We start from the raw sequence: 12,249 nt of genomic DNA, 5'->3' as shown, positions 1-12,249 counted from the left end.
ATCCGTTCTATAAAAAAAACGATCGTTCGTTTTGACAAAACAATCAGACTTATTCATTATAATGGAAAATCGTTCGTTATATCATGCTATGTCTACATACTCTCTCATTAAGAAACTTAGTAAAGACACCACCCGCTCGATTTTCTTTGTCTGTCTAGCAACCAGTGTTGTCGGTATGTCTTTAGGTTCACTCGCCGCAAGCTATGGCTTAGCGCTCTGGATCCCGCTTTGCTTATCTGTATTTGTGCTCGCAGGAACTGCTGAATTTATTTTTATTGGATTCTTGGCTGTAGGTGGTAGCCCAATTGCTGCTGCGATTGCAGGACTACTCGTCAATTTAAGACATCTGCCTTTTGGTATTGCGGTCAATGAATTAATCAGAGGTAAATTCTCTCGATATTTCGGTGCTCATATCATGAACGATGAAAGCGTTTTATTTGGTATGGCACAGCCCGATTTCGAGACAAAAAAAGCCGCTTACTGGCTATGTGGTATAGGCATCATGCTGACTTGGCCACTTGGTGTAACGGCTGGTTATTTTATTGGCAGTGCCATTCCAGACCCAAAAACATTTGGTCTAGATGCCATTTTCCCTGCCATTTTAATTGCACTTACTTTTAATGCTTTAAAGAATAAATCTACTCGAAAAGCTGCATTTGCTGGATCAACTTTGGCACTGATTACCACACCTTTTTTGGCCTCAGGACTTCCAATTCTGATTTCACTTTTTGGCTTAATATTTGGTAGAAAAAAATGAATCAACAATTACTCATTATTTTGGGCATAGGCTTGCTAGCACTTGGAACATATGGGATTCGTTTTGCTGGTTTTCACTTAGGTGCCAAGTTTACTTTTTCTGAAAAATACCAAGTTTTACTCTCAAACGGCGCAACGGTTTTACTGTGCGCAATTGCTGTCACGACGACATTTTTTGAAGGCCAACATTTCGCAGGTTTCGCACGTATATTTGGTGTTGGACTAGCGCTTTTCTTGGTCTGGAAAAAAGTACCGCTTTTATTAGTGATTTGCTTAGCAGCGGCTGGTACGGCCCTGATACGTTTGCTTGGAATTGAGTAATAAAAAAGGCGAGATAAACTCGCCTTTTTTAAAATTTTGTTTAGAACGGTAAATCATCGTCTAAATCTGCTGGTGCAGACGCAGGCTGTTGTGGTGCTTTAGGAGCAAAGCCACCACCTTGCGGGCTGTTGCCACCATTACCAAAACCAGCTGGGTTGCTGCCATAGCCGCCACCACTATTTTGGTTATAACCACCACCTTGGTTGTTATTATTGTTTTGATAACCATTACCACCTTGTTGAGGTGCGTTAAAACGTGGTTGATTAAAATCATTACCGCCAGCGAACCCTTGTTCACCTTGTTGACGACCATCTAACATTTGCATCTGTTCGCCACGAATTTCTGTTGTATAGCGCTCTTGGCCATTTTGATCAGTCCACTGACGCGTGCGTAATGAACCTTCAATATAAACCTTAGAACCTTTACGTAGGAACTGCTGAGCAATTTCCCCTAAACGGTTATGCAAAACAATACGGTGCCATTCAGTTTGTTCTTTACGCTCACCTGAAGTTTTATCGGTCCAAGCTTCACTTGTCGCGATTGAAAACTGAGTCAACGAACCCCCATTTGGAAAAGTTTTTGTTTCAGGATCACGACCCAAAGTACCAACCAAAATAACCTTATTTACACCACGCATTAGCTGTCTTCATCCTATACATTTCTATGTTTTACTTTATAAGAGTTATGCTTAAATGGCTACCTCTTTACCGAACAACTGCGTTAAATCACGTCGCGCAGCCTCATCAAGAGTCTGTTTATCGACTTTAATATAAGCAACTTGCTGGTCAGGCATCACCACAACTTCTTCTATACCACGAATTGCCAATAGCTGTGTGGTCCACTCATTTACCTGTTGCACTTGCGGCAATGGCAACACAATCGATGACAAATACCGCGGCTGAGCTAAACCAAAACTAATTAGCAACCATATTATAGCAATCCCTGTTAAGACACTCCATCCAATCGCAGTATTATGTAACATCAATAATTGACCACCTAGTGTGCCGCCGAAAAAAGCACCTAAAAACTGGCTACTGGCATTTACGCCCATAGCAGTTGCTTTTGACTGGATTGGCGCACATTTTGATAACCACGATGGTAATAAAGCTTCCATCACATTAAAGGCAATGAAGAAAATACCTAGGCCTGCGAGTAATACATATTTTGATTGATAACCAAATATGAGGAGCAGCAAACCTGCAATAATCCCTGTAATTGCCGTTAAGAAAATGCCTCGCATTTTGCGATATTTTTCAGCCACAATAATGCTTGGAAATGCAAAAAACAGGCTAATGACTAATAACGGCAGATACACCAGACCATGGCTCGCCAAAGGAATATGTGCAAACTCGATAAGCTGTGAAGGCACATAAATAAACATGGCAGTGAGCAATAAATGCAATGCAAAAACCGAAACATGTAAACGGTTTAAATCACCCATTTGAATGACTTGCTTAAGCTGCGCCATGTAGCCTTGCTGATAATTACGATGATGGCGGGTCACTTTAGGCACAAGCAATAACATCGAAATCGCGATTAAGCCCATAATGGTCGTAACAAAGAACAAACCAGAAATGCCGACAAGACTTGTAAGCCAAGGTCCAAGACTAAACGCAACTACAAAAGACAGACCAATACTCATACCCATCGCGGCCATGGCTTTAGTACGTTGCTCTTCACGCGTCACATCAGCTAAAAGCGCCATCACGACTGCTGAAACTGCACCAGCACCAGCTATGGCGCGGCCAATAATCACGCCATAAATCGTGTCAGATAAACCCGCAATTGCACCGCCAATAGCAAAGAGCAATAAGCCAAGCACCACGAGAGGTTTACGGCTAAAACGGTCAGCCAGCAAGCTAAATGGAATTTGTAAAATAGCCTGACTTAAACCATAGACACCCACAGCCAAACCAATGAGTGCTGGAGTCGCATATTGATATGACTGCCCGACTACAGAAAAGACAGGAATAATCATGAACAAACCCAACATGCGTAGCGCAAAAATACTACTTAAAGCAAAAGTTGAGCGGCGTTCCAAAGCATTCATCATATCAATACACGTTTATCAAACTAGGCAAATTATAAGCCGATTCGTTTCTAAAAATACGGGAGAGATGATTTAAAATAACGATTTCGGCTTAAAAAAATAAAGAGGCATTTAGCCTCTTTATAGTATCGAACTTTACTGAAAATTAGCTTAAGGCGACTGTTGCTCGCGCTTCGAATATTGAATTGAAGCAATAATAGCCCACACAATAAACGCTACACCAATTAAACCTGTCACAACTTCAGGTACATGTACGCCTGTACCACTTGCAATCATAATGAATGCTAAAGCACCAATCGCATAATGCGCACCATGTTCCAAGAACACGTAAGCATCTAGCGTGCCTTTTTCAACAAGGTAAACTGTCATTGAACGGACAAAAATAGCACCGATTGCAAGACCTAGCATAATCACAACAACGTCGCTAGTAATTGCAAATGCACCAATCACACCATCAAAACTAAATGATGCATCTAATACTTCAAGATATAAGAAACCACCTAAACCAGCTTTAACTACACCTGATGCAGCACCCGAGCCATCTTGTAATACAGCATTACCATTTTCATCAATTTCAGGTTCACCACCTAACAAATGACTTAAAACTTCAACGCCAATATAAACCACAATGCCCCAAATACCGGCCATGGTCACTGCTAAACGTTGGTGGTCATCTACATAACCAGCCATCACAATTAAAGCGATCAAAGCAAGGAATACAGACATTGCTGGTACGCTAGCTAAACTTGAAAGTTTAGATTCAAGCCATCTGAACCAATGGGTTTCTTTTTCATCATCAAAGAAGAAGTTTAAGAAAACCAATAATAGGAATGTTCCACCAAAAGCTGAAATTTCAGCATGGTGTGCCATTAAGCGCTCAGAATAAGTTTTCGGATCATTGAGTGCCAATTTTGCCACTTCAATAACACCCATATCAGCGGTTACAGCAACAATCACGACAGGGAAAATCAGACGCATACCAAAAACGGCGATTAAAATACCTACCGTTAAAAAGATCATTTTCCAGAACGGATCCCAATTACGTAGAACCGATGCATTCACGACAGCATTGTCAAAAGATAAAGAGACCTCCATTACAGCTAAAATGGCTGTAATCGTTAAAGCTTTAAGCATGGTAGACACGCCAGCTTCAGGTCCATGGGTAAAACCCCAATACGCGGATAGTGCTAAACACACCACCGTAAAAAATATCGAAAATCGGAAATGCTTCATGGATCAGACCTATACCAAGAACTAAATTTAATCTTTCTTAAAACCGCGGCTATTATATCGATAATTAACCACAAAACGATGTTGTTTTGTGCCGTTATTCCCGTTACTTTATCTCTATGTTTAATAAAGAAATTTATAATTTTTAATTAATTTATTAATCGTATTAAATATTTTCTTGCGATATATCCATCATTATTATTTTTGTATTTTAAAATTGATTTAAAATCCGGTTCAGCTGTCTTATTTTAAATGGAATGATTTTATGCTTTTTTCTCAAGAACTTTGGCAACGTAATTTAAATTTATATCAAAAAATTCTCGACCTGCCTTTTAATCAGGAACTTGCTAACGGTACTTTAGATAAAGAAGCTTTTTGTCATTATGTCATCCAAGACGCCCAATATTTAGTAGCTTATGGCCGTGTACTTGCTGTTGCGGCAGCAAAAGCGTTCGAGGCCGACGATATTATGCAATTCTCAGATGCCGCTAAAATTGCAATTGTGGTTGAACGTAGCTTGCATGATGACTTCATGAAAAACTTTGGGGTAACCAAAGAAGAATTTAAAAATACGCCATTAACTTTAGCAGGCCATCATTACACTTCATTTTTAACCGCAACAGCTTGGTCTGAAAGCTACCCTGTCGTACTCGCTGCACTGTTACCTTGCTTCTGGATTTATGCCGAAGTTGGTAAAGACATTGTAGACAAATCAATTCCTAATAACCCTTATCAAGCATGGATTGATACCTATGCAGGCGAAGAGTTTCATATAGCCGTGCGTAATGTGATTGCGACCGTAGATAAAGTTGCCGCACGTTGTGATGCAGACACTTTAGAAAAAATGCATGCCGCGTACACCATGGGTGCAAAACTGGAATGGTTATTTTGGGATAGCGCCTACCACCAAAGACAATGGTTAGGTTTAGACCCTATTTAAAACTTCAAAAAATCGGTCAGATGGTTCAATACGCTGACCGATTTTCAATAAAATGCGAGACAGATATGTATATCGGTGAATTAGCGTCTTTAACGGGAGCCACTCCTAAAGCCATTCGGCATTATGAGAAATTAGGCTTGCTCCCAGTCGCAAAAAGAAAAGGCAATTATCGTATTTATGAAGAGATTGACGTCCAATCAGTCAAAATGATTCGCCTTGCACAAGCTGTTGGGTTTAGCCTTTCAGAGCTTTATGACTTGTCAGCTTTAAAATATAAAAATAATCGCTTTCCTGTAGAAGTTGCACAGCAACTTATTCAAAAAAAGAATCAACAAATTATTGAGCAAAAAAAAGCGTTAAATCGTTTACAAGAAGATTTAAAGCAACTGGAAGATGAGATTATTCAGACTTATATTACCAATAAGATTTCTGCCTAAAACAACTTATTAAAATGTGGAAATAGCTTTCAAAATGAGTGCTTGACTCTACCCTTAGGGACAAGGTTTATCGTAATGACTTCTTTTATTACGGACCAATAAAATGAGTGCTCATCTTTCTTTATTTAAAAATTCAACAGCATTAATTACAGGCGCATCTTCAGGAATAGGCAAAGCCTATGCTCAAGAACTTGCATCTTTAGGAATTCATTTAATTTTAACGGCGCGCTCTGAACAGAAACTGAATGATTTAGCCGATGAACTCAGAAAAAAATATAACGTGAATGTTGAGGTGATCGTTTTAGATTTAGCTCAAGCCAATTCAGCTCAAACCTTATTTGATGAAGTACAAGCTAGAAACTTATCGGTAGAGATTTTAATTAACAACGCAGGATTTGGGAAATGGACTAAATTTCTAGATCAGTCCGTATCTATCTATCAAGAAATGATCACGCTTAATATCAGCAGCGTAACGTCTTTATGTTATCTATTTTTGCCCCACATGCTTGCGAACAAAAAAGGCATCATGATTAATATTTCATCGACAGGTGCATTCCAGCCGTTACCCTATATTGCCGTTTATGGTGCTAGTAAATCTTACGTATTGCAATTTACTGAAGCCCTTGCAGGGGAATATAGCTCTTCGGGTGTTAAATTTCTGGCAGTTTGTCCGGGCAATACGGAAACTAATTTTACTCAGGTCGCAAATGCTGACACCAGCGGTATGAAAAGCTCTACAGTTGAGGACGTTGTGTCTGCAACAGTTAAAGCATTAGATAAGAATAAAGCAACGGTTGTAGTGGGATGTAGCAACTATCTAACCTCTCAATTGCCTCGAATTCTTTCTCGCAAAAAGATGATTAATTTAGTTGAAGGTATGCTCAAAACCCGTGTTGTTGAACCTTCATAAAAATAGTTCAATTTAAAAGATTAAGAGATTTCTCTTAATCTTTTAATGCTGAAACAGTTGCCAACCGTAAATCAAACCTGCCGCAGCCACGACCCAACATAGGGTTGCCAGTCCTAGACAAGACCACATCGACAAACGCGTTGCCAGCACATAGACGGCTACTAAATAAATGGCATAGGGAATAAGTGACCATAGACCAAACAGAGCCGTCTTTTGTAACGCCTCTGCCCCTTTTTGCTGATAGACAATCACATGAGCAATCAAGGCGAATGTAGGAAAAAGCGGGACTAAACCCGCAATATAAAATGCCTTACTTTTCGATAAAATCGAAATGATGAGGACAACCCCTGCCCCCAACATACACTTTAAAAATAACGCCCACATGCGCTGATCCTACCTGATCATTTCCATATCAAAACGCTGTATTGTGCGCTTTTCAGAGAAAATTAACAGCGACCAAAGCAATCAGTGCTGGAACTGCCTGAATATAAATAATCTTTTTACTGGCAGTCAGACCACCATAGATACCTGCAATGAGTACACTGCCTAAAAAGAAATTAGCGATTGATGTTGCAAACGGTGCATCAGCCAATAAAGACCAGAATAACCCCGCCGCTAAAAAACCATTATAAAGACCTTGGTTTTGTGCCATCACCTTGGTGAGTTTTGCTTTTTCTGCATTATTTCCAAAGGCTTTCATGCCATAAGGCTTGTCCCACAAAAACATCTCTAACACCAAAATGTAGACATGTAATATGGCGATAAGCGCAATGAATATTTGTCCGATCATATAGTTTTCCTTTTTATTTTAAAGATATGAAAAAAGATCAGTCTCTCGACTGATCTTTTAGTGTGTTACGGCTTTAACAATACTTTGCCTTGGCGAGCACCTTGCGTTGCTCTTTGTGCAGCTGTTTTAATCTCATCAAAACTAAACACACCTTCTACAGGAAGGATTAATTTTTTCTGAGTTGCCAACGTCAATAGCTCAACAATCAGTTCTTTTTTACGTTCTGCTGGCATTTCTTTGTTGACTACACTCGCCCAGAAACCTTTTACTGTTGCTTGTTTGAAAATCAAATCGCCCGATGAAATTTGCATGGTTTCACCAGTCATACTACCAAACGAAACCAATAGGCTATTTTCACTGAGCAAATTCAGCATTTCACCACTTGCGCTTCCACCAATCGAGTCCACGCCGGCAATGAGAGGTTGGTCACCGTGAATCTGTTTAACTTGCTCTTTCCAGTTTGGCTGATCAGTCGCAACTACATGTTGAATGCCTAATGCTTGCATCTCAGCAATTGCGTCAGTACGACGAACCAGATTAATCACTGGTAAACCACGTGCCTGAGCAATCATCGCAACTGTTTTACCTACTGCACCGTTCGCTGTGTTTTGAATGAGCCATTGACCCGGTTGAACGCTAACAAAGTCGAGTAGCATAAGGGCACTAATTGGCATACCAATCAACTGCGCTGCTGTCTCATCATCAATTTCATTATTGAGTGGAATAAGCCCTTGAGCTGGTGCAATAAAGTATTCAGCCCAACTGCCATGCACAGCTGCCACTGCGATACGTTGCCCTATTTGTACATGAGTAACGCCTTCACCTAACGCATCTACAACACCAACGGCTTCACTACCACCAATCGCAGGTAAAGTTGGCTTGTAGCCATAGCTTCCACGTACTGTCCATACATCATGATTATGGATTGGAGACATGATGGTTTTAATACGTACTTCGCCTGCTTTTGGTTCTGGCTTTGGCATATCCGCCTGCTCTAAAACGTCTACAGGTTCGCCAAAATTACCATGGATAATACTTCGCATTATTTATTCCTCTATCGGTTTTAAGAGTTGTTGGGTCGTTTCTAAAGCTAGATGTAGATGTGCTTTGTCTTGCGACAATTTTGTGAGTAAAGCTGCACCTAACCATAACTGATACATGACTTGCGCAGTTTTCAAAGGTTCAATATGTTTTGGAATTGATCCTTCTTGTTGCCCTTCTTTGAGTAGCAAAGCCAGACGCTGCGTTAATTTGTACACACCGTCATTCAGAATTTGGCGCATATCTTCTGACAAGTCAGAAACCTCTGCCGCTAACTTCACAATCAGGCAATTTTCAGCCCAGCTGCCATATACTGGATCATCAATCCACGCCTGCCACAACGCCATTAAACGAGCATGGGCACTTTGTTCACTGTGCTGCCAAAGCTGTTCCATACGAACTTTATAGTTGGCCATATATTGCTCTAGCAAGGCACAACCAAATGCCTCTTTCGAAGCAAAGTAGTGATAGAACGAACCTTTAGGTACGTCACACGTCTTTAAAATTTCTTGCAAACCAACACCGACAAATCCTTTGTGTAATACCAGTTCAAAGCTCGTATCCAAAATATGTTGTCGCGTGGTTTCGCTTTTATTTAATCGTTTCATGTAAACACCATACTCCACTATTAGACCAGTCGTCTAGTAAAATTATGTTGCTCAATAAAATTTGCTAAGAAGTAGAAATCAAAAGAGAGGAATGGTAAAAATACAACCTGCTTATTTAAACAAATTTTGTCGATTGTCGTTTAACCGTCACAATTTGTCGCTTTAAATCATTTTGTAGCACTTGAACAATTTTAAATCGTTATCATATATAGGGTCTGTTGTTTATAAATAGCCACATCTCCCTGTGCTAATCAAAACAACACCTAAATTTTCATTAATACATAATTGAGATGTTTTATGAGCCAAAGTCATATCCGTATTCGAGGCGCACGTACCCATAATTTAAAAAATGTGTCTCTCGATATTCCACGCGATAAGTTTGTGGTAATTACGGGGTTATCAGGTTCAGGAAAATCTTCTCTTGCCTTCGATACCCTTTACGCCGAAGGACAACGCCGTTACGTCGAATCGCTTTCGGCCTATGCTCGCCAGTTTTTATCGCAAATGGAAAAGCCAGAAGTCGATTCGATTGAAGGTTTATCTCCAGCGATTGCCATTGAGCAAAAATCAACGAGTCATAACCCACGTTCAACGGTTGGTACGATTACCGAAATTTATGACTATTTGCGTTTGCTTTATGCACGTGTCGGTACGCCATATTGCCCTGAACACGACTTACCGATGGTTGCGCAAACTATTTCTGAAATGGTCGATGCGGTAAAAACACTTGAAGAAGGCACAGCACTCATGTTGCTTGCCCCTGTGGTTCGCGAGCGTAAAGGTGAATACAGTAACCTGTTCGAACAACTGCAAGGTCAAGGTTTTGTTCGTGCCCGTGTTGATGGTGAAATCATTGATATTGATACGCCACCCGAACTCGACAAAAAGAAAAAGCACACCATCGAAGTTGTGGTTGACCGTTTTAAAGTACGTGAAGACTTAGGCAACCGTATTGCGGAATCATTTGAAACTGCATTACGTTTAGGTGGCGATATTGCTGTTTTGTCATGGATGAACGGTGAACACCCAGATCGCGTTTTTTCTGCGAAGCATTCATGCCCTGAGTGTGATCGCGCAGTCGCAGAGCTTGAGCCACGTTTGTTTTCATTTAACAATCCGTTCGGTGCCTGCCCTGTTTGTGATGGTTTAGGTACACGCAGTCATTTTAGCTCTGAAAAGCTCATTCCAAATCCTGATCTTGCGGTTAGTGAAGGTGCTATCCGTGGGTGGGATCGTCAGCGTCCGTATTACTATTCGATGCTACAAAAAGTTGCCGATCATTTTGGTTTTCAACTTGATACGCCTTGGAATCAGTTAGATAAAGATACTCAAAAGAAATTCTTACAAGGCACTGGCAAAGAAAAAGTCGATTTAAGTTATATCGATGAGCGCGGTCGTAAACATACACGCGTACAACCGTTTGAAGGAATTTTACCGCACCTTGAACGTCGTTATCGTGAAACTGAAAGTAACTATGTACGAGATGATTTAGCTCAATACCTTTCTAATGCAGCGTGTGATGCATGTGATGGCTCACGTCTAAATGAAATTTCACGTCATGTTCGCGTTAAAGATAAAACGATTGCCGACATTACCCGCATGTCGATTGGTGATGCCGAAAATTATTATCAAGACTTGAACCTTGAAGGTGCTAAAGGTGAAATTGCCGATAAAATCTTTAAAGAGATTCGAGAGCGTTTACATTTCTTGGTGAGTGTTGGACTGAACTATTTAAGTTTAGCTCGTTCTGCCGAAACCTTATCGGGCGGTGAAGCACAGCGTATCCGTTTAGCCTCACAAATTGGTGCAGGTTTAATGGGCGTAATGTATGTCCTTGATGAACCATCGATTGGCTTACATCAACGCGATAATGATCGCCTATTACAAACGCTGATTCGCTTACGTGATTTAGGTAATACGGTGTTAGTCGTTGAACACGATGAGGATGCAATTCGTGCGGCCGACCATATTATTGATATCGGTCCGGGAGCTGGAATACATGGTGGCGTGATTATTGCCGAAGGAACTTATGATGAATTGGCCAACCATGCTGATTCACTCACAGGCCAGTACCTTTCGGGCAAACGCAAAATTGAGATACCAAAACAACGGACTCAATCACCACGCCCAGATGAGTTCATTAAACTTTCAGGTGCAGCAGGTCATAACTTAAAAAATGTCGATTTAACCATTCCGCTCGGCATTATGACTTGTGTGACTGGCGTTTCAGGTTCAGGAAAATCGACGCTGATTAACCGTACTTTGCTTCCATTAGCAGCTACACAGCTCAATGGTGCAACCACATTAACAGCCGAGAAGTTTGATTCAATCGATGGTCTTCAACATCTAGATAAAGTGGTTGATATTGACCAAAGCCCGATTGGACGTACACCACGCTCTAATCCTGCAACGTATACAGGCTTATTTACGCCAATCCGTGAGTTATTTTCTCAAACGCCAGAGGCAAAAGCGCGTGGTTATAGCGCTGGTCGTTTCTCGTTCAACGTAAAAGGCGGACGCTGTGAAGCCTGTGAAGGCGACGGCATGATTAAAGTTGCAATGCACTTCTTACCAGATATGTATGTGCCTTGCGATGCATGTCATGGCAAACGTTATAACCGTGAAACGCTAGAAGTGGGCTATAAAGGCAAAAACATTTCTGATGTTTTAGAAATGACTGTTGAAGATGCTGCTGAATTCTTTAGTGCAATTCCAGTTATCCATCGCCGCTTAGAAACCTTAACTCAGGTGGGCTTAGGCTATATTCGTTTAGGTCAAGCTGCTACGACCTTATCTGGTGGTGAAGCACAACGTGTAAAACTGGCACGTGAGTTAGCAAAACGAGATACGGGTAAAACTTTATATATCTTGGATGAACCAACAACAGGTCTACATTTCCATGATATTGCTAAGTTACTCGACATTTTGCATGAGCTACGTAACAAGGGTAATACCATTGTTGTGATTGAACATAACCTTGATGTCATTAAAACAGCGGACTGGGTTGTGGACTTAGGTCCAGAAGGTGGTTCAGGTGGTGGCATGATCATTGCTGAAGGTACGCCTGAACAAGTGGCCGAGGTTGAGATTTCCCACACTGGGCGCTTCTTAAAGCCGATGTTGAAGTAATTTATTAAATAAAAAGCCGGAAATCATTTCCGGCTTT

General features: G+C 40.8%; 13 protein-coding genes. 6 read left to right on the top strand and 7 right to left on the bottom strand.

Going from position 1 to position 12,249, the window contains the following annotated elements; translation table 11 throughout:
- The first annotated feature begins 61 nt into the window (after nucleotides 1-61).
- Nucleotides 62-757, top strand: coding sequence for an AzlC family ABC transporter permease (locus F935_RS16385; RefSeq protein ID WP_016139906.1), 696 nt, complete (start codon nucleotides 62-64; stop codon nucleotides 755-757).
- Nucleotides 754-1,077 (top strand): AzlD domain-containing protein, encoded by a 324-nt coding sequence (locus F935_RS16380; protein WP_016139905.1) that lies wholly within the window; start codon nucleotides 754-756, stop codon nucleotides 1,075-1,077. The genes F935_RS16385 and F935_RS16380 overlap by 4 nt, the downstream gene beginning before the upstream one ends.
- A gap of 40 nt (nucleotides 1,078-1,117) precedes the next feature.
- Here F935_RS16380 and ssb read toward each other — a convergent pair whose 3' ends face one another.
- The 3 genes from ssb to F935_RS16365 form a co-directional block, all read right to left on the bottom strand.
- Nucleotides 1,118-1,714, bottom strand: coding sequence for a single-stranded DNA-binding protein (gene ssb, locus F935_RS16375; RefSeq protein WP_016139904.1), 597 nt, complete (start codon nucleotides 1,712-1,714; stop codon nucleotides 1,118-1,120).
- A gap of 51 nt (nucleotides 1,715-1,765) precedes the next feature.
- The gene (locus F935_RS16370) at nucleotides 1,766-3,130 is read right to left on the bottom strand and encodes an MFS transporter (RefSeq protein ID WP_016139903.1); all 1,365 of its coding nucleotides are present in this window, start codon (nucleotides 3,128-3,130) and stop codon (nucleotides 1,766-1,768) included.
- Between the two features lie 147 nt (nucleotides 3,131-3,277).
- Nucleotides 3,278-4,360 (bottom strand): DUF475 domain-containing protein, encoded by a 1,083-nt coding sequence (locus F935_RS16365; protein ID WP_016139902.1) that lies wholly within the window; start codon nucleotides 4,358-4,360, stop codon nucleotides 3,278-3,280.
- A 262-nt stretch (nucleotides 4,361-4,622) separates the two neighbouring features.
- Between F935_RS16365 and tenA the strand changes: the two genes are divergently transcribed.
- From tenA to F935_RS16350, 3 genes are all read left to right on the top strand, one after another.
- Entirely contained in the window at nucleotides 4,623-5,297 is a 675-nt protein-coding gene (gene tenA / locus F935_RS16360; RefSeq protein ID WP_016139901.1) for a thiaminase II, read from the top strand.
- 65 nt (nucleotides 5,298-5,362) lie between these two features.
- A complete protein-coding gene (locus F935_RS16355; protein ID WP_016139900.1) occupies nucleotides 5,363-5,734 on the top strand; it encodes a MerR family transcriptional regulator in 372 nt (123 codons plus the stop codon).
- Between the two features lie 103 nt (nucleotides 5,735-5,837).
- On the top strand, nucleotides 5,838-6,644 hold the full coding sequence (locus F935_RS16350) for an SDR family NAD(P)-dependent oxidoreductase (RefSeq protein ID WP_016139899.1): 807 nt from the start codon (nucleotides 5,838-5,840) through the stop codon (nucleotides 6,642-6,644).
- A 42-nt stretch (nucleotides 6,645-6,686) separates the two neighbouring features.
- On the opposite strand, the gene F935_RS16345 is transcribed toward F935_RS16350, so the two are convergent.
- The 4 genes from F935_RS16345 to F935_RS16330 form a co-directional block, all read right to left on the bottom strand.
- Nucleotides 6,687-7,028, bottom strand: coding sequence for a GlpM family protein (locus tag F935_RS16345; RefSeq protein ID WP_004639912.1), 342 nt, complete (start codon nucleotides 7,026-7,028; stop codon nucleotides 6,687-6,689).
- Between the two features lie 52 nt (nucleotides 7,029-7,080).
- A complete protein-coding gene (locus tag F935_RS16340; RefSeq protein WP_016139898.1) occupies nucleotides 7,081-7,434 on the bottom strand; it encodes a DUF1304 domain-containing protein in 354 nt (117 codons plus the stop codon).
- A 65-nt stretch (nucleotides 7,435-7,499) separates the two neighbouring features.
- Nucleotides 7,500-8,477 (bottom strand): zinc-binding dehydrogenase, encoded by a 978-nt coding sequence (locus F935_RS16335; RefSeq protein WP_016139897.1) that lies wholly within the window; start codon nucleotides 8,475-8,477, stop codon nucleotides 7,500-7,502.
- 3 nt (nucleotides 8,478-8,480) lie between these two features.
- Nucleotides 8,481-9,083 carry a TetR/AcrR family transcriptional regulator gene (locus F935_RS16330; protein ID WP_016139896.1) on the bottom strand — a complete coding sequence of 201 codons (603 nt, stop codon included), beginning with the start codon at nucleotides 9,081-9,083 and terminating at the stop codon, nucleotides 8,481-8,483.
- Nucleotides 9,084-9,380: 297 nt separating this feature from the next.
- Between F935_RS16330 and uvrA the strand changes: the two genes are divergently transcribed.
- Nucleotides 9,381-12,212, top strand: coding sequence for an excinuclease ABC subunit UvrA (gene uvrA, locus F935_RS16325; protein WP_016139895.1), 2,832 nt, complete (start codon nucleotides 9,381-9,383; stop codon nucleotides 12,210-12,212).
- Nucleotides 12,213-12,249 lie beyond the last annotated feature (37 nt).

It is taken from the genome of Acinetobacter calcoaceticus ANC 3811, from assembly GCF_000399665.1.
GTDB classification, from domain to species: domain Bacteria; phylum Pseudomonadota; class Gammaproteobacteria; order Pseudomonadales; family Moraxellaceae; genus Acinetobacter; species Acinetobacter calcoaceticus_B.
Note: the sequence above shows the minus strand (reverse complement) of the source record. Positions and strands in the feature narration are given on the sequence as shown.

Bases quoted from the DNA above. Each gene is read 5' to 3' on its own strand.
- F935_RS16350 (WP_016139899.1), top strand. From the start codon at position 5,838: ATGAGTGCTCATCTTTCTTTATTTAAAAATTCAACAGCATTAATTACA.
- F935_RS16340 (WP_016139898.1), bottom strand. From the start codon at position 7,434: ATGATCGGACAAATATTCATTGCGCTTATCGCCATATTACATGTCTAC.
- F935_RS16385 (WP_016139906.1), top strand. From the start codon at position 62: ATGGAAAATCGTTCGTTATATCATGCTATGTCTACATACTCTCTCATT.
- uvrA (WP_016139895.1), top strand. From the start codon at position 9,381: ATGAGCCAAAGTCATATCCGTATTCGAGGCGCACGTACCCATAATTTA.
- ssb (WP_016139904.1), bottom strand. From the start codon at position 1,714: ATGCGTGGTGTAAATAAGGTTATTTTGGTTGGTACTTTGGGTCGTGAT.
- tenA (WP_016139901.1), top strand. From the start codon at position 4,623: ATGCTTTTTTCTCAAGAACTTTGGCAACGTAATTTAAATTTATATCAA.
- F935_RS16370 (WP_016139903.1), bottom strand. From the start codon at position 3,130: ATGATGAATGCTTTGGAACGCCGCTCAACTTTTGCTTTAAGTAGTATT.
- F935_RS16330 (WP_016139896.1), bottom strand. From the start codon at position 9,083: ATGAAACGATTAAATAAAAGCGAAACCACGCGACAACATATTTTGGAT.
- F935_RS16355 (WP_016139900.1), top strand. From the start codon at position 5,363: ATGTATATCGGTGAATTAGCGTCTTTAACGGGAGCCACTCCTAAAGCC.
- F935_RS16365 (WP_016139902.1), bottom strand. From the start codon at position 4,360: ATGAAGCATTTCCGATTTTCGATATTTTTTACGGTGGTGTGTTTAGCA.
- F935_RS16345 (WP_004639912.1), bottom strand. From the start codon at position 7,028: ATGTGGGCGTTATTTTTAAAGTGTATGTTGGGGGCAGGGGTTGTCCTC.
- F935_RS16335 (WP_016139897.1), bottom strand. From the start codon at position 8,477: ATGCGAAGTATTATCCATGGTAATTTTGGCGAACCTGTAGACGTTTTA.
- F935_RS16380 (WP_016139905.1), top strand. From the start codon at position 754: ATGAATCAACAATTACTCATTATTTTGGGCATAGGCTTGCTAGCACTT.